Origin of the sequence: Litoribacter ruber (assembly GCF_018449405.1) — a bacterium.
In the GTDB taxonomy this organism is placed as follows: domain Bacteria; phylum Bacteroidota; class Bacteroidia; order Cytophagales; family Cyclobacteriaceae; genus Litoribacter; species Litoribacter ruber.
This window is the reverse complement of the sequence record NZ_JAHCMY010000026.1, coordinates 1-17,274: the sequence shown is the minus strand read 5'-3', so window position 1 is coordinate 17,274 and position 17,274 is coordinate 1. Positions and strand designations below refer to the sequence as shown.

Genomic DNA, 17,274 nt, shown 5'->3' with positions numbered 1-17,274 from the left:
TGAACCTGAGATAATCACCCAGGATTTTGGGTTTTTAGTTGCCGAAGGATATGTGGAATTGGAAGGGAAGTCGACCTTGAAATTGGGCAGGACGGTAACCGTGTATTCAGAGCAGTCCATTAATCCAATCAATAATGCCACCGTATTTCTTGCCGGATCAGAATCAGGAAGCTGGCAATTTGCTTTGGAGGAGGATGGAACATATGCAATGGAGGGCACTTTGCCTAGCGATCAAGATTATCAGCTTCGGATTCAAATTGGGGAGCATGAGCAATATATTTCAGATTGGATGCAGCCAGCCATGGCCCCGCTAATCGAAGGGATGTTTTTCACCCGCGAAGAGGATGGGGTATATATTTATTTGAATAGCCGTGGAGAGGAAAATTATTTTCTGTGGACAACGGAGGAGACATGGGAATATAGGTCGTGGTTTAATCCAATGTATAGATATGACCCCTTTACCAACACTATTGTAGAAAGGGAAAAGAATATAAACCTTTGTTATCAGCGGCTCGAAACGGGAGATATTATTCTCGGCAGTAGTGCACAATCCAGTAGCGGGGAAATATTTGGAGTAGAATTGATGAGAATTCCGCTGTATTCGGAAAAGCTGGGTACACGGTACAGCATAGAAGTGTGGCAAAGGCCTATAGACAAGGATGCCTTTGAATTTTGGGAGTCCATTCGAAAGAATACGGAGGATTTAGGTGATATTTTCAGCCCTCTCCCCGCATTCTTGGGAAGTAACCTAAAAAAGGAAGGTGATGAAGACTACCCCGTAATTGGATATATCAGTATAGGAAAGTCGGAGAAGAAGCGGTTGTTTGTGGAGTTTGTGGACATCATGCCATGGTCTGCCAGAATCTCTGATTACAACCATTGCGTGATGGAACCCGATACTTTACAACCTCATCAATATGCGGATTATTTTGGGAGGCCTGAAGTGGAGGTAGGGTTACCGGTAATTCGGGAAGGAAGAATTATTGGTTGGAACTATACATTTACCAATTGTACTGACTGCCGATTGAGAGGTGGTACTATTGAGAAACCCGATTATTGGGATAATTACTAATGATTTATGAAACGAACCTGCATACTTTTAATTTCACTTTTCCTAGTGGCTACGTCTCAGCTTTCGGCCCAGGATGAGCTGAAGGTTTTCTTGGGAGAGGATATCCTATTATCGGGTGATTATACACAATTAGGGATTTATGTCAGTAGGGATCAGAAGCCCAGTGATGTAAGGGTGGCCTATTTCGAGCTTTTTACAAAAGAAGGCTTGCCGGTAGTTCAGGAAATGGTTTATCTGAAAAATGGTTTGGCTGAGGCTGTTTTGAGATTGCCTGAAAGCATTCAAAGCGGCTATTATTTGTTCAGATCTTATACAAGCGATTCCGATTTCAATAATTTTAAATCATTTCACCAGTCATGGGTAGCTGTAATTAACCCTGATATGCCTCCGGCTATTTTGCCCGATTCTTTATATAATCAAACAGGTTCATCAATAGAAAAAGTGAGTCTACAGGCCGGAAAAAAGGAGAAGGTGATTTTGGATCCAAAAGGTTCGGGAAAGTTGAACTTTGTAAAGGTTTCCCGTCTAATTGAAACCCTTACGGTGCCATCTGAAGTCGAAGTGGTCACTTCTTCCAACATCAACCCCAAGTTTAAAAATGAAAGGGAATTAGCCGGTCACGTGGTTAAAGTGAAAGGACTTCAGCAAGGGGAGCATGTATTCCTGTCCAGCATTGGAAAGGTAAATGACTTGTATTTCGGCGAGGTTAAAGATGATGGATACGCCTATATCTTTATGGATGGGGAAAAAAAATATCACACCTTGCTTCTCCAGTCAACCCAAGTCTCAGGAATTGAAATTGTGTCTCCTTTTTGGGAGTATTTCCCGAAGGTAGAGGATTGGCCGAGCCTGCAAATTACCGAAAAGAGTCTGGAATCGATAAAGGAGATGGCCCTGCAAAAAGAAGTCAAAAAACATTTCTTTTTACCCGACACCACCGATGTGACAAGGGTTCAAAAGATTGCTGATGCCTATGCGATTTATGATTTGGACGACTACAATCGATTTGAATCCTTGGCTTTGACATTTAGGGAATACATCCCAGAAGTATTGATCAGAAATAAAAGGGGGAAAATAGAGCTCCGCATGCGGACTCCTGGGAGTATCACCAAAGAAAACCCTCTCGTGATTTTAGATGGAGTGCCGATTTTTGATATTGATGCCATCAGCAAGTTTGACCCAAAGGACATAAGAAGAATTGAAGTTAGCAACCGCTATTATAAGCTGGGGAGTTTGCAATTGTACGGCATTATCAATTTGTACTCTTTCAACAATGATTTTGCAAATTTCCCCATTGGATCAGAAGTAATGATTTTGGATTATCCGAGTCCGCAGCCCAGTCTTTCATGGAATTTTCCAGAGCATTCAAACAAGCGGAACAGAAGCCCAGACTTCAGGTCGCTGTTACACTGGAATATTACTCAAACAGAGAATAAAACTATAGAAGCCGTCAGTTTCTATACATCTGAATTAGAGGGGTTGTTTTCTGCAGAATATTATTCTTTGGACGATACAGGCAAATGGGTAAAAGCTATTGATTATTTTGAGGTGAAATAAATAAATAGTTAATTTTCCCTCAGATATTTTTAAAATTTAATTAATTAGTTAAATTACCGTGAATTTAACAGCTTATTTATGAGAAAACCTATCTCTTTAGCGATAGCAGGACTTTTTGTGCTTACGCTTGCTTCCTTCTCTAGGCCTAGCAATGGCAATTTGGAAGAACTTACAGAACGCATCATTTCACTTTTACGCAATTACGTAGAGGAAACCCCAGAAGAAAAGGTTTTTCTGCACATGGATAAGGATTATTATGCTGCCGGAGAAGACCTCTGGTTTAGTGTGTACCTTACGGCAGGTAGTCCTGATGTGCTATCACCTTTGAGCAAGGTAGTGTATGTGGACCTTTTGGATAATAAAGGAAAACTGATCAGCCAAAAAACGGTGAAGATGCAAGAAGGTCATGGGTTTGGGGATTTCAAACTTGATCCTTTTTTAGCTGAAGGAGTGTATCATATCAAGGCCTACTCCACTTGGAGCAAAGGTTTTGGTGAAGGGCAGATTTTTGCCAAGGCCATAGACGTCCTTGACCCTTTGAATATGGATTTTCAGCCCCATGCTGATATTTCTTTAGAAACTGAGAATGAAAAAGTCAATTATAAGGCAGATATCTCAGCAGTAAACTCCAGGCTCAAGCCACTTTCAGGCAACCTTTCCTATGAAGTATTAAATAGAAACGGTGTGTTGAAAACCGGAGAAATAGAATTAGGTGAGGGTGGTAAGGCCATGTTAGAGTTTCAGCTGGGCTTGGAGGATGTAAAAAGCCCTACCTTTTTGAAGCTAACTAAGGTCGAGAACGAGGAGTTCAAGATTGAAAGACAGGTGCGCTTGGGGTATCCCTTGGAGGTTGTAGATATGCAGTTTTTACCGGAAGGAGGGGAACTGATTGCAGGGTTACCAAATGTGGTAGCATTTAGAGCGGCTTATCCCGACGGAACGCCAGCAGAAGTTAACGGTGAGATTACCATAGGTGAGGAAAATATTCCTTTTGCTACGAATGTAAACGGATTAGGAAAAGTAAGCCTAAATCCCCAGCCGGGTAAAGGCATGTCTTCAGCCATCATTAAAGATGACGGGAAAAAGGTTAAGGTTTCCATGCCTGAAATAAAAAACAAAGGCATTAATCTTACAGTGGATTCCAGAAACCCGCAACTGTTGAGTTTGCTTATCCAAGCCAGTAATTATGGTGATATTGATCCCCAGATGGAGGGCTTGCTCGTGGTACATGCCAGAGGAAGAATCGGCTACATGCAAAAACTGGATTTGCGTGCAGGTGTGACTGGGGCAAGGGTGCCGAAAAACCAATTGCCAAGTGGCATCAACCAAGTAAGTGTTTTGAGTCCAGAGGGGGTGCCACTGGCAGAAAGGTTAGTTTTCGTCGATTTCGAAAACGTGCCTGAGATTGAAATTGAAGGTTCCAAAATGGACTTTAAGGGCAGAGGAGAGAATTCTGTAAAGCTGAAAATGAATGCCGATGTTTTTGAAGGTGGAAAATACAGTGTGAGTATCACAGATGCCTCTAACCCTCAACTTGGAGGTGGAAGTAATATATTAACCTATTTGAAGTTTGCTTCTGAACTGAAAGGAAACATTTCAGATAAGGATATCTATCAAGATGGCCGTTTGGACGCCAATGCAATTGACCTAATTCTATTGACCCATGGATGGAGAAGGTTTGAATGGGAGGCGGTTTTTGAGCAGCGTTTGAAGAATGATGGCTACATCGAGGAAGGAATAAATGTAATTGGCACCATCAAGCCTAAATCCAAAAGAGCTCTTGCCGGTGGTACAATGAATATTTTTAGTAGGGGTGAGGAAGAGGAGTTTTTGATGGCCGATTTTAGTGAGACTGGTCAGTTTATCATTGATGCGCTGGATTTCCAAGATACGACTACCCTGGTATTGACTGCTGAGGATGGCAAGCATAAAAAAGCCTTGGATATCACCGTCGATCCACCGGTATCCAAATATGAGAACTGGGAAGGCTTTCAGCCCTTATTGAAAAGCCACATCATCAATCCTACATTTAAAGACTATTTGGAGTCTGCAGATAAACAGAGAAAAGCCAACTTTGCATTTGACGATATGGACATTATGGACTTGGATGAGTTTGTAGTGCAGACAAGACAGATTGCCGACGAAAAGGATGGCATTACCAGAATGTATGGTCAAGGGGATAAAATCTTGAAGACTGCTGATATTCCTGGGGTCGAAAGCTACGGGACGATTTTTGAAATGATGATGGGTCGTCTTCCTGGAGTTAGAATTAAGCCGGATATTATGAGTCCTGTGGTGACTATTAGAGGTCAAGGATCTTTAAGTACCCTTCAGCCGATTTTTTTACTTGACAATGTTCAGGTTGATATCGATGTAATCAATACGATTAATCCTCGGGATGTGGATACCATTGAGGCATTTACTGACGGTGCATCCAATGCGATCTTCGGCTCTGCAGGTGCTGGGGGTGTAATTGCAGTATATACCAAACAAGGCGGAAATGCCTATAGTCCAGAAGAAGGTGTGCTTCACACCAAGTACCCGGGGTATTCCACTGCAAGGGAGTTTTATATGCCAAAATACGATGAGGAAAATTCCTCCAAGCCAGATTTCCGTACTACCCTATACTGGAATCCGCTTGTAAGCTGGAATGGAAATGAAGCAGAAATAGCTTTCTACAACAATGATATTTCAGATAAGTTTAAGGTGGTCGTGCAGGGAATCGATCAATTTGGAAGGCTGTCCTATGCGGAGAAGGTGATTGATTGAAATACGGGGTGAAAGTACTACGCTGAAGCAAATGGGCCACTAAGGCCACAAAGTTTACACAAAGTTACCCAAAGGCTCCTTCGCGGAAAGATAAGGGTCAATAGTTTATCCTATTCTCATAATTCTGAAAATCATATTTATTTAGGTTTAATATTTTGATTTAAAAGCTCCAGGGTAAATTCTGGAGCTTTTTTTAATTGTTTACCCAAGAAAGTATTGTAAATTAATAAACATTTAGTTTAATTAGACGTATTAATTTATTAGTACATCCCAGTTTGATTTTTAGAGTTTTTTATGCGTAAAAAGAAAGTAAGTGTTTTCCTTGTAGCGATTTGTTTTATGATTTTCGCCGCCCACAAACCCAAAGACAGTCTCGAGGAGCTTTCCGAAAGAATCATTTCTCTCTTAACCCTCTATGTAGAAGAAATTCCCGAAGAAAAGGTGTTTCTTCATCTGGACAAAAGCCATTACGCGGCCGGAGAAGATGTCTGGTTCAGTGTTTATCTCACCGCGGGAAGTCCCGATATTCCCTCTCCTTTGAGCAAGACGGTCTATGTGGACATGCTGGACAACAGCGGGAAGCTGATTGAGCAAAAGACCATAAAAATCGAGGAGGGGCACGGCTACGGGGACTTTAAACTTCCGTATTTTTTTCCAGAAGGGCTTTATCATCTCAAAGCTTACTCTACCTGGATGAGAGGCTTTGGTGAGGAGCAGGTTTTTTCCAAAGAGATAGAGGTGCTGGAACCTCTGAACATGAACTTTCAGCCACAGGTAACCTTTGAGTTTGGTTTAGGCGAAGAGGAGGGGGATGTAAAATATGTGGGCAACATCAGGGCGGTCGACAAGGATCTCCGCCCGTTGAGGAATAAAAAACTGACATACCAGCTGTTTACCACTAAGCTTATTTTGGGTGAGGGAGACCTGACGCTGGACGCCGAAGGGACCGTAGGGCTTGAACTCTTCCTCAGTGAGACTGATCTGCACACTTCCGTTTTCCTGAAGTTGATGTTTGAGGAAAACGAAAACTTTCAAATCACCAGGCAGTTCCGGCTGCCTTTTCCCGAGAGTGTGATTGACCTGCAGTTTATGCCGGAGGGGGGAGAGATCATAGAAGGCTTTGCCAATAAGGTGGCTTTCCGTGCGGTGTATCCGGACGGCACACCTGCGGAGGTCAAAGGGGAGCTCAGAGGCCCCGAAGGATTTAAGGAGGATTTTGAGACCAATGCAAACGGTCTTGGATTTTTGACCTTCACTCCGGAAAGCCCGGATTATAAAGCCTACCTGCTGACTGAACAAGGAGAGGAATACCCAGTGGAGTTCCCTGCTATCCAGGCCAAAGGGGTGAACCTTATCGTGGATGCCAGAAACCCCGAGATTCTCAACCTGTTGATTCAGGCAAAGGAATATGCTTTTTTTGATGCCTACAAGGAGGGCCTTTTGGTGGTGCATGCAAGAGGAAGGATTGGCCATATGCAAAAACTTAACCTTTCAGAGGGTGTGGCTGGGGCCAGAGTGAATAAAGGCCAGCTTGCTCCGGGAATCAACCAAGTGACTTTTTTCAATAGCGGCGGGCAGCCCTTGGCCGAGAGGCTTGTTTTTGTGGCTTTTGAGGATTCTCCTGCAATCAGGATTGAAAGCGAAACCGTAAATGTGAAGGCAAAAGGCAAAAACTCTCTGAAGCTGAAGATGGATACGGAGATTTTTGAAGGGGGGAATTACAGTGTCAGCATCACGGATGCTTCCGGTCCCATTGATCACAGTGCTTCCAATATCATTACCTATCTGAAGTTTTCCGCTGAGTTGAAAGGAAGGGTTTCCGACCGCGACCTTTTTGTGGACGGGAAGCTGGATCCCGCTGCAGTAGACCTGATCATGCTGACCAATGGCTGGAGAAGGTTTGACTGGCAAAAGGTTTTTGGAGATGAATATAGGAACCAGTTACATATTGAACAGGGAATCAATATAATGGGTGAGGTAAAGCCAAAATTTAAATCGAGAAAGGGCCTGGAAGGAGGTACTCTTAATGTATTTAAAAAAGGCCTGGAAGAGGAGTTTATCGTGGCGGAGTTTTCCGAAAACGGCAGGTTCATCATTGATGCCCTTGATTTCCGGGACACCACTACCCTGGTTTTGTCCGCAGAGGACGGGAGGCAAAAGAAAATGCTTGAAATATCCATCGATCCGCCTTTGTCCAAAGAAGGAAAATGGGAAGAATTTGAACCTCTTTTCAGGAGCCACATCATCAATCCCTCATTGAGGGAGTTTTTGGAAACAGCCCAGGAAAAGCGCAAGGTTGAACTGAATATCACGGGAGGGGATGAGATTTTAATGGAGGAGTTTGTGGTAAGGGGCAACCAAGTTGTAGACGAAGATGATGGGATCACAAGAATCTACGGTAAAGGAGACCATATACTTAGGGCGGCTGATTATCATGATGCCCATGAAAACTACACTATAGCCCAGTTCATTCAAGGAAGGTTGCCGGGTGTATCAGTGATACCGGTTAAAGATGAAATGGGGAACATAGTCATACCTCCCCAATTAACTTTTAAAATCCAAGGTGTATTTGTTCCTCTTACCAAGGGGAATCCTCCTCCCCCTCTGCTTTTTGTTAATAATCAAGAAGTGGATTTTGAGGAATTCAGTGCGATTAATCCTACAGATGTTTTGACTGTAGAAGTGTTTTTGGCCGGACAGAGCAATGCCAGGTTTGGGTCTATAACCGATAATGGAATAATAGCTGTCTATACCAAAGGTGGAGGGGGATTTTATCAATTCTGAAGGGGTGCTCCATATCAAATATTCAGGTTATTCAACTGCACGGGAATTCTATGTGCCTAAATATGACGAGGAAAAATCACCCAAACCGGACTTCAGGAATACTCTTTATTGGAATCCCTTTGTGGCTTGGTCCGGAAATGAAGCGGAAATCGACTTCTTCAACAATGATGTTTCCAATAGCTTCAGAGTGGTCGTGCAGGGAATCGATAAGTATGGAAGATTATCATACGCTGAAAAAATAATTGACTAAAAAAAAACAGCCTTAGATCTCTCTAAGGCTGTTTTTATTAATTTATAAATTTAAGCCACCTGCAACTTCTTAAACTTAGACTTGTCAAATTGCTGCATGGCGTATTTTTCGTCAATAACCAGCTCTTTAACTGTCTTGTCAGATGGCAATTCGTACATGGCATCTGTAATGATGGCTTCGCAAATGGAGCGAAGTCCACGGGCGCCGAGGTTGTATTCCATTGCTTTCTCCACTATATAGTCGATACCACTTTCCTCAAATGTAACCTTGACATTCTCCATTTCAAGCAGTTTTTCGTATTGCTTGGTCAAGGCGTTTTTAGGTTCGGTCAGGATGCTTTTCAAGGCGGCCTTGTCCAATGGATCCAAGTGGGTAAGCACTGGCAATCTGCCGATCAATTCCGGTATAAGGCCAAAGGATTTCAAATCAGGCGCTGTCACATACTGCAGCAGGTTGTCTCTATCCAGCTGGTTGAATTCGGTTTTCTTGGAGAATCCAAGTGGCTGAGTGTTGAGTCTGTTGGCAATATGTCTGGCAATACCGTCAAAAGCACCACCACAGATGAAGAGGATGTTTTCGGTATTTACCGCTATCATCTTTTGGTCTGGATGCTTACGTCCTCCTTGTGGCGGCACATTTACTACGGTACCTTCCAACAGCTTCAATAAGGCCTGCTGTACGCCTTCTCCACTCACATCTCTGGTGATGGATGGATTGTCTGATTTTCTTGAAATCTTATCGATCTCATCAATGTACACAATCCCTCTTTCTGCCGCTTCTACGTTGTAGTCAGCCGCTTGTAGCAATCTGGTCAAAATGCTTTCCACATCTTCGCCCACATAACCAGCTTCAGTAAGTACAGTAGCATCTGCTATACAGAAAGGCACCTCTAAAACCTTAGCCAAGGTTTTGGCCAAATAGGTTTTACCCGTACCTGTATCACCCACCATTATGATATTGGATTTCTCAATCTTGATTTCATCATCAGTATTGATTTTTTGGTCCAATCTCTTGTAATGATTGTAAACGGCTACAGAAAGCACTTTTTTGGCGTCCTGCTGGCCGATCACATAATTGTTAAGGTACTCGGTAAGCTCCTTTGGTTTTTTAAGCTTAAACTTGAATTTCGAGTCGTACTTTTTGGTTTTTTCCTCTTCACCAAGAATTTGGTTAGCCTGTTCGATACAGTGATTACAGATATGCGCTGAAATCCCTGAGACCATTAGGTCCACATCCTTTTTATTCCTCCCACAAAAGGAGCATGTAACTTGAGCCATGGTTTATTTCTTTCTAACTAATACTTCGTCGATAAGGCCGTATTCCTGGGCTTCAGGGGCTCTCATCCAATAATCTCTGTCACTGTGCTTTTCGATCTCTTCGATATCTTTACCAGAATGAAGGGCAAGGATTTCATATAGCTCCTGCTTAAGGATCAAGATCTGGCGAGCTGTGATTTCAATATCGGAGGCCTGCCCCTGGGCACCGCCGAGTGGCTGGTGGATCATCACTCGAGAGTGAGGCAATGCAGAACGCTTGCCTGCAGCACCTCCTGCCAACAATACCGCTCCCATAGAAGCAGCTAAACCGGTGCAAATAGTTCCCACTTCAGGAGCAATATATTGCATGGTGTCATAAATACCTAATCCGGCATACACGGAACCACCCGGGCTATTGATGTAGAGAAGGATATCTTTCTTGGCATCTACAGACTCCAAAAATAGCAATTGAGCGGTGATGATATTGGCAATATGGTCATCTACTTGGGTGCCCAAGAAAATAATTCTATCCATGATCAACCTTGAAAAAACATCAATTTCGCGGAAATTCGTAGGTCTTTCCTCAATTACCGACCTCGTCATGTTCTCGATATGGCTGGTATATTGGTCAAAAGCTGTACCGCTCACTCCCTGGTTATGAATGGCGTATTTTCTGAATTCGTCTTTGTTAATCATGCGTTGTAGTTTTAAGTCTATACAAAAATAAAAAAAGCCCTTAAAAAAGGACTTTTTATTAACGAATATATTGACAATTAGTTTGCCAAAAGCTCCTTGAATTGATCAAGGCTAATTTTTTCTTCTTTCATCTTGATCTTCTCTCTTACAAAGCCCAAAACTTTCTCGTTTTGTACTGAGGTCAGCATCTGCATGTAGTTCTGACCTTCGTTGCCTTTAAGATAGTTATCAACGAACATGTCCATGTTGTCTTCCATTTGGGCACCTAAGCCAGAAGAAGCCAATTGCTCACGGATCATTTCTTTAGTTTTCTCGATTACCTCTTCGTGCTCAGCTTTGATCTCATTGTCTTTGGCGATCTTGTTGGAGATCAATGACCAAACCAATTGCTTAGCGTACATAGGGTATTCCTTGGCGATATCTTCCTCGCTTACATTCTCATTGGCCTTGCCCAACCACTCTTTCAAGAAGGTTTCTGGCAATTCAATGTTAGCCGTATCTACTAATTTATCCTTGATTTGCTCTTCAGTGAAGGTTTTGGTTTCTCTGTCATAGTTTTCAGACATGATTTCCTTCACCTTGTTTTTGAACTCCTCTTCAGTGCTTACTTCATTTGGTCCAAATACTTTGTCAAAGAATTCTTGATCCAATTGAGCTTCCTCAGTTCTGTTGATGTTTTGAACTGTGAAGGTGTAAGTACCTGAAATTTCGGCAGCCTCTTCTTCTGACATGTCAAGTACTTCAGCAAGATCAGTTTTGATAGCTTTAGAAGGATCAAATTCAATCACCGCGCCTTTTTCAACACCGATGAATTTCTTTACTGATCTACCGTCCATTTTAGATAGGGGAAGGGATAGAGTCTTCTCAAAAGAACCGTCAGCAGATTTTAAGTCCCCGTAAAGGAAGTCGTTTTCTTCGCTTACCTCAGGGTTGGTCATCTTGCCATACTGCTTCTTAAGGTTTTCGATCGCTTCGTTCATCACCTTGTCGTCCACTTCAATAGAGTAAGCGGTAGCTTCAAGAGATTCGTCAAGCTTGATGTCTACATCTTCAACGAAACCTATTTTATATTCGAATTCAAATTCCTTCTGGTTCTTCCAATCAATGTTTGCAGCACTTTCCACTACCGGAAGCGGCTCGCCCAAAATACGGAAAGGCTGTTCCTTGATATATTCATTCAGCGAAGAAGAAAGGATATCGTTGATCTCATCTACCAGCACAGAAGTGCCGTAAAGGTTTTTCACCATAGAAATGGGAGCCTTACCTGGACGGAAGCCCTTGATATTGGCCTTCTTGGCATAGTCCTTCAGTTTTGCATCAACTTTTGGTTGATAATCTGCTTCAATTAAATTAATTTTAATGGAAGCTTCATTTGCAGAATGCTTATCTAATTTGATTTCCAAGGTAGTATTGATTATAAGTTTCTATGAATGAACTAAAAACCCTCAACCTCGATCCTGAGTTGTGTCAGGACCGTGATCGAGGGTCTGTAAGTGCGGATGAAGGGACTCGAACCCCCATGCCTCGCGGCGCTAGATCCTAAGTCTAGTGCGTCTACCAATTTCGCCACATCCGCGTCTCTAATGTGAGTGCAAAGGTAATAAAGAAATTCTTTCTGGCAATAGTTAGAGGAATAAAATCCGATAAAAATTTGAAAAAAAATCACCCAACATACCGGCTCCAATTTGTGTTGGTTTACTATTTGTTTGAAAATGAGCTTCTTGTTTACAAGGTTTAAAAATATGCAAATCACCCCTATCAATAAAAAAAGTTTTGTTATAACTTCGATTATATGATTAAAGTAGATCTAGAGTTAGAAAGGAAAGAAATTCTAAAAAGATATAGGAAGTTATTACGGATGGCTAAGCCGGTATTAAAGCCAGGAGATGCCAAAATTATCAAGAAAGCTTTTAATGTATCCAGTGAGGCCCACAAGGAAATGCGACGCAAATCCGGGGAACCTTATATTTACCATCCTTTGGAAGTTGCTCTGGTCTGTGTGGAAGAAATCGGACTTGGCACCACCAGTATCGTGGCGGCCCTGCTCCACGATGTAGTAGAGGATACCGAGTGGGAGCTGGAGGACATCCAAAGGGAGTTTGGTCCCAAAGTAACCCAGATCATTGATGGGTTGACCAAAATTTCCGGGGTATTTGAGTATGGTAGCTCCCAGCAGGCGGAGAATTTCCGAAAGATGCTGCTTACTCTTTCGGATGATGTAAGGGTGATCTTGATCAAACTTGCCGATAGACTTAATAACATGCGTACTCTGGAGAGCATGCCAAGGCACAAGCAGCTCAAAATTGCCTCCGAAACCATGTATCTCTATGCCCCTTTGGCGCATAGACTGGGTCTATATGCCATAAAATCGGAGCTGGAGGATCTTTACTTGAAGTATACCGATACAGAAACCTACGATTTCATCTCCCAGAAAATAAGTGAGACAAGGCTATCCAGAAATCGGTTTATTAAAAACTTCATCGCTCCGATAGAAAAAGAATTGACTTCCCTGAATTTTAATTATAATATAAAAGGAAGGCCCAAGTCTATCTATTCTATCTATAATAAAATGAAAAAACAGAACATTCCCTTTGAGGAGGTATATGATCTGTTTGCTATCAGAATAATTATAGATACTCCCTATGAAAATGAAAAAGCGGATTGCTGGCAGGTTTACTCCATAGTGACAGATTTTTACAGGCCCAATCCCGACCGATTGAGGGACTGGATCAGTACCCCGAGGGCCAACGGCTACGAATCCCTGCATACCACCGTGATGAGTAACACAGGGCAGTGGGTAGAGGTGCAGATCCGAACCCAGAGAATGGACGATATCGCCGAAAGGGGATATGCTGCCCACTGGAAATACAAGGAAAAGGACTCTCCTGGTAAAGCAAGCAGGGGACTCGATGAATGGATCACCCAGGTGAGGGCTCTGATGGAGACCAATGACGGTTCTGCAATTGAGTTCATGGATGATTTTCGCAGCAACCTGTTTCATGACGAGGTATTCGTATTTACCCCTAAGGGTGACCTAAAAGTGTTGCCGTTTGGGGCTACTGCTTTAGACTTCGCATTCGACATCCATACTGAGGTAGGGGCAAAATGCATAGGCGCCAAGGTGAACCAAAAACTGGTAAGCATAAGCCATCCCTTGAAAAATGGTGATCAGGTGGAGATTTTGACCTCCAACAAACAGAAACCGAATGAGGATTGGCTAAAGTCGGTGGTGACTTCCCGGGCTAAGGCCAAAATCAAAGATGCCCTTCGGGAGGATAAAAAGTCGGTCATTTTGGACGGTAAGGAGATCGTCCAAAGAAAGCTAAAGCAGATGAAGATGGATTTCTCCTCTGTGGCAGTAGAACAACTGAGAGCTTTTTTTGAAACCAAAACGCCTAATGAGTTTTATTATAAGGTAGGGAAAGGGATAATTGATCCAACTTCGATCAAAAGCTTCAAGGAGTTTAAAGACAATAAGAAGGAGAAGAGCAAATCAGAGAGTGCGCATAAAATCGTCGATGAGCCTTCTTTTGTCAAGGAGATCAAAAACCTCAAAGGCCCAAGCCACGACCAGTTATTGATAGGGGAGGATATGGATGTGGTGGATTACATTTTGGCAAAATGCTGTAATCCCATCCCTGGAGATGATGTTTTCGGTTTTGTCACAGTCAATGAGGGCATCAAGATCCACCGTACCTCCTGTCCAAATGCCCTCGAGCTTCTGTCCAACCACGGAAATCGGGTGATAAAGGCCAGGTGGACGAGTCAGCAGGAAATTGCATTTCTCGCCGGCCTTAAAATAGTGGGTACCGATAGGGTAGGTTTGATCAATGACGTCACCAAGGTTATTTCAAATGAATTGAAGGTCAACATGAGGTCCATCACCGTGGATTCTGACAGTGGGATTTTTGAAGGTTCTATTAAGTTATATGTTCACAGTACTCAGCATCTCGACAACCTTATTAGAAACCTCATGAAGGTAAATGGCGTAATCAAGGTTACTCGCTTTGATTAGATGGAATCTTTTCTGGTTTTCTCATGTATATTTGTAGAAATAACAATCTAAATAACGAATGGCCCTGAACGAAACCCTCTTTGAGGAGGTGAAAAAAATCTTTACAGCCTATCTAGAGAACAAAAAGCTAAGGAAGACTCCCGAACGCTATGCGATTTTGGAGGAAATCTATGGTAGGGGAGGCCATTTTGATGTGGAGTCCCTTTACATCAGCATGAAAAACAAGAACTACCGCGTCAGTAGGGCCACTGTATATAATACGTTGGACCTTCTGGTGGAGTGCGACTTGGTGACCAAACATCAGTTTGGCAAAAACTTGGCTCAATATGAAAAGTCCTATGGGTACAAGCAACACGATCACTTGATCTGTACGGAATGCCACCAAGTGATGGAATTCTGCGACCCGCGCATTCAGAATATTCAAAATACGGTAGGAGAGGTTCTTAATTTTAATATCATCCACCATTCATTAATACTTTACGGAAATTGTAACAAGGAAAACTGCGAAAACAGACCTGCATATGAAAGTTAGCTATGACGCCATCAAAGAGGATGGCTTATTGATTTTGAAAATTAAAGGCGATTTAATAGGGGATGAAATTGGTCCCAGGTTGGTAGAGGTAGTTTCGGACGCAGTAAATGACAAGATTAAAGTTTGTATAATCGATCTAAAGGATGTGAGGTATATCAGTTCCAGTGGAATAGGGGTGCTGATTACCATGCTTACCAAGATGAGAAATGCCGACGGCGAAGTTTATCTCACTTCACCGTCAGAACATGTAAAGAAGCTTTTGATCATCACCAAGCTGAATAATATTTTCAATGTTTTTGATTCCGTAGAGGAGGCCAAGGAGAAAATTGGAGCTTGAAATATGGGATTTTAGTATTCTATAGAAGCCTTGTTTCATATGAAGCAGGGCTTTTTCAATTTTGGGGCAATAGGCCTTCAGGGCATTTTGAAAATAATAAATACCCGTTTTTCCTTGTAATATTTTCAATGAATCGCAAACTTCACGCCTCAAAAGAAAATAATCTACTTCAAGATAATTATATAAAATATGAAAATGGACGTTCTTTTAGGTCTACAATGGGGTGATGAAGGAAAAGGGAAAGTGGTAGACTACCTTGCTCCAAAGTACAATGTGGTTGCCAGATTTCAGGGAGGTCCAAATGCGGGCCATACATTGGAGTTTGACGGTATCAAACACGTGCTGCATCAAATCCCGAGTGGTATTTTTAGAGAAAACCTGAAGAATATTATCGGTAACGGGGTGGTGCTGGATCCTGTGGTGCTTAAAAGAGAGATTGAAGGCCTTGGCAAATTCAACATGTCCGTCAATCAAAACCTCTTCATCTCTAAGAAAGCCACCATTATTATTCCTACCCACAAATTGCTGGATGCAGCTTATGAAAAATCCAGAGGGGAGAATAAAATTGGCTCTACGTTAAAGGGGATCGGCCCAACTTATCAAGATAAAATCGGAAGAGTCGCCTTGAGGGTAGGGGATATCTTAAGCCCTGACTTTGATAAAAAATACACTGAGCTTGTCAACAAGCATAAATCTGTCCTAGGATTCTATGAGTACGACCTCAAAGATCTGCCTGAGTTAGAAAAAGCGTTTTTCGATGCGGTTGAGTTTTTCAGAGGCTTAAACCTTATCGATAGTGAATATGAGGTAAACGAGGAGTTGTCAAATGGGCAAAGGGTTTTGGCAGAAGGAGCTCAAGGCTCTTTGTTGGATATTGATTTTGGAAGTTATCCCTTTGTGACCAGCAGCAGCACGATGACTGCAGGGGCTTGTACTGGTCTTGGTGTAGCGCCTTCGGTTATTGGGGAGGTCTTCGGTATATTTAAGGCGTACTGCACAAGGGTTGGTAGCGGACCGTTCCCTACGGAATTGTTTGATGAGGATGGTGAAAGGATGAGAAAAGAGGGGAATGAGTTTGGTTCCACCACTGGTCGTCCCCGCCGATGTGGCTGGATTGACCTGCCTGCTCTCAAGTACAGTATCATGATCAATGGCGTTACGCAATTGTTTATGATGAAGGCTGACGTGCTTAATATTTTCGAAAATATTAAAGTATGTACTCATTATGAGTTGCCAGATGGCTCAAAGATCGACAAGTTGTCATTCGAGATTTCAGAAATAGACGCCCAGCCGGTTTATCAAACCCTAAAAGGCTGGAACTGCTCATTGGCAGAGGTAAATAAGTATGAGGATATGCCTCAGGAGCTAAAGGAGTATGTTTCGTTTTTGGAAAAAGAATTAAATGTGCCGATTAAAATGGTTTCCGTGGGCCCTGATAGGACCCAAACGATTATGAAATGACCCCAGAACCGGCCTTCGGCCGGTTCTTTTTTTTGTCTCTTTGGAAACTTTTTGAGCGGCGATAAACTTTTTAAAGGTGATCTTCAGGTAGTTTAAGAAAACCCGTAACTTTATTCTCTGCAAACTGTTGCCAAATCCATAAAGGTTGTGCACCTTTGCATTCCCAAACGAGGGGAATGAGAGCTGAAATAAGAAGAATAGATAAGATTTATCTTTGATTGTCCACTCAAAAAGAAATAAAATTTTATTTGAGATTGGTTTTGAAAATAAAATTTTTCTTCTCACCTTTGCAAACCCAATCGGAAAGAGGGGTGTCGGAAGAGAAAGTTCTCCGGATGAAAAATTGAAATACTGCAAAACACGGATAAAAATATTACAAATTTTTTCCCTGGAAATTTTGCGGTTTTAAAAAAAGGAATTACCTTTGCAACCCGTTCGAAAGCGATCGGGAAAAAAATTAAGACACGGGTTTGAAAAACAGCCGCTATAAGCAGGAAAGCCTGCTTGAAAGTTCTTTGAAGTACTGTAAGACAAAATACGACAAA

The 17,274-nt window shown here is 42.3% G+C and carries 12 protein-coding genes and 1 tRNA gene; 9 read left to right on the top strand and 4 right to left on the bottom strand.

Translation table 11 applies throughout. The features are described 5' to 3' along the window. From KI659_RS18205 to KI659_RS18185, 5 genes are all read left to right on the top strand, one after another. Nucleotides 1-1,072: DUF4249 domain-containing protein (locus KI659_RS18205; protein ID WP_213946818.1), on the top strand; the 1,072-nt coding region annotated here is incomplete at its 5' end. Nucleotides 1,073-1,078: 6 nt separating this feature from the next. Next, complete coding sequence (locus KI659_RS18200; RefSeq protein WP_213946817.1) at nucleotides 1,079-2,629, top strand: hypothetical protein; 1,551 nt, start codon at nucleotides 1,079-1,081, stop codon at nucleotides 2,627-2,629. A gap of 78 nt (nucleotides 2,630-2,707) precedes the next feature. Further along, entirely contained in the window at nucleotides 2,708-5,398 is a 2,691-nt protein-coding gene (locus KI659_RS18195) for a TonB-dependent receptor plug domain-containing protein (RefSeq protein WP_213946816.1), read from the top strand. Nucleotides 5,399-5,692: 294 nt separating this feature from the next. After that, nucleotides 5,693-8,182: a colicin receptor gene (locus tag KI659_RS18190; protein ID WP_213946815.1), complete on the top strand. Its 2,490-nt coding sequence runs from the start codon at nucleotides 5,693-5,695 to the stop codon at nucleotides 8,180-8,182. Nucleotides 8,183-8,186: 4 nt separating this feature from the next. Beyond that, nucleotides 8,187-8,432, top strand: a complete 246-nt coding sequence (locus KI659_RS18185) for a hypothetical protein (RefSeq protein WP_213946814.1) — start codon at nucleotides 8,187-8,189, stop codon at nucleotides 8,430-8,432. A 50-nt stretch (nucleotides 8,433-8,482) separates the two neighbouring features. On the opposite strand, the gene clpX is transcribed toward KI659_RS18185, so the two are convergent. The 4 genes from clpX to KI659_RS18165 form a co-directional block, all read right to left on the bottom strand. Continuing rightward, a complete protein-coding gene (clpX, locus tag KI659_RS18180; protein ID WP_213946813.1) occupies nucleotides 8,483-9,709 on the bottom strand; it encodes an ATP-dependent Clp protease ATP-binding subunit ClpX in 1,227 nt (408 codons plus the stop codon). 3 nt (nucleotides 9,710-9,712) lie between these two features. Beyond that, nucleotides 9,713-10,384, bottom strand: a complete 672-nt coding sequence (locus tag KI659_RS18175) for an ATP-dependent Clp protease proteolytic subunit (RefSeq protein WP_262897981.1) — start codon at nucleotides 10,382-10,384, stop codon at nucleotides 9,713-9,715. A 77-nt stretch (nucleotides 10,385-10,461) separates the two neighbouring features. Further along, nucleotides 10,462-11,787 carry a trigger factor gene (gene tig, locus KI659_RS18170; RefSeq protein WP_213946812.1) on the bottom strand — a complete coding sequence of 442 codons (1,326 nt, stop codon included), beginning with the start codon at nucleotides 11,785-11,787 and terminating at the stop codon, nucleotides 10,462-10,464. A gap of 91 nt (nucleotides 11,788-11,878) precedes the next feature. Continuing rightward, a tRNA-Leu gene (locus KI659_RS18165) sits at nucleotides 11,879-11,960 on the bottom strand. 216 nt (nucleotides 11,961-12,176) lie between these two features. Between KI659_RS18165 and KI659_RS18160 the strand changes: the two genes are divergently transcribed. The 4 genes from KI659_RS18160 (at nucleotide 12,177) to KI659_RS18145 (ending at nucleotide 16,729) form a co-directional block, all read left to right on the top strand. Beyond that, complete coding sequence (locus KI659_RS18160; RefSeq protein ID WP_213946811.1) at nucleotides 12,177-14,399, top strand: RelA/SpoT family protein; 2,223 nt, start codon at nucleotides 12,177-12,179, stop codon at nucleotides 14,397-14,399. Between the two features lie 58 nt (nucleotides 14,400-14,457). Then, nucleotides 14,458-14,931 (top strand): Fur family transcriptional regulator, encoded by a 474-nt coding sequence (locus KI659_RS18155; protein WP_213946810.1) that lies wholly within the window; start codon nucleotides 14,458-14,460, stop codon nucleotides 14,929-14,931. Further along, nucleotides 14,921-15,268, top strand: a complete 348-nt coding sequence (locus KI659_RS18150) for an STAS domain-containing protein (RefSeq protein WP_213946809.1) — start codon at nucleotides 14,921-14,923, stop codon at nucleotides 15,266-15,268. The genes KI659_RS18155 and KI659_RS18150 overlap by 11 nt, the downstream gene beginning before the upstream one ends. A 189-nt stretch (nucleotides 15,269-15,457) precedes the next feature. After that, nucleotides 15,458-16,729: an adenylosuccinate synthase gene (locus KI659_RS18145; protein ID WP_213946808.1), complete on the top strand. Its 1,272-nt coding sequence runs from the start codon at nucleotides 15,458-15,460 to the stop codon at nucleotides 16,727-16,729. The last annotated feature ends 545 nt before the right edge of the window (nucleotides 16,730-17,274 follow it).

What these genes read in the sequence shown, in the direction of transcription:
- KI659_RS18145 (WP_213946808.1), top strand. Translation starts at nt 15,458, where the DNA reads ATGAAAATGGACGTTCTTTTAGGTCTACAATGGGGTGATGAAGGAAAA.
- clpX (WP_213946813.1), bottom strand. Translation starts at nt 9,709, where the DNA reads ATGGCTCAAGTTACATGCTCCTTTTGTGGGAGGAATAAAAAGGATGTG.
- KI659_RS18160 (WP_213946811.1), top strand. Translation starts at nt 12,177, where the DNA reads ATGATTAAAGTAGATCTAGAGTTAGAAAGGAAAGAAATTCTAAAAAGA.
- KI659_RS18200 (WP_213946817.1), top strand. Translation starts at nt 1,079, where the DNA reads ATGAAACGAACCTGCATACTTTTAATTTCACTTTTCCTAGTGGCTACG.
- KI659_RS18150 (WP_213946809.1), top strand. Translation starts at nt 14,921, where the DNA reads ATGAAAGTTAGCTATGACGCCATCAAAGAGGATGGCTTATTGATTTTG.
- KI659_RS18155 (WP_213946810.1), top strand. Translation starts at nt 14,458, where the DNA reads ATGGCCCTGAACGAAACCCTCTTTGAGGAGGTGAAAAAAATCTTTACA.
- KI659_RS18175 (WP_262897981.1), bottom strand. Translation starts at nt 10,384, where the DNA reads ATGATTAACAAAGACGAATTCAGAAAATACGCCATTCATAACCAGGGA.
- KI659_RS18195 (WP_213946816.1), top strand. Translation starts at nt 2,708, where the DNA reads ATGAGAAAACCTATCTCTTTAGCGATAGCAGGACTTTTTGTGCTTACG.
- KI659_RS18190 (WP_213946815.1), top strand. Translation starts at nt 5,693, where the DNA reads ATGCGTAAAAAGAAAGTAAGTGTTTTCCTTGTAGCGATTTGTTTTATG.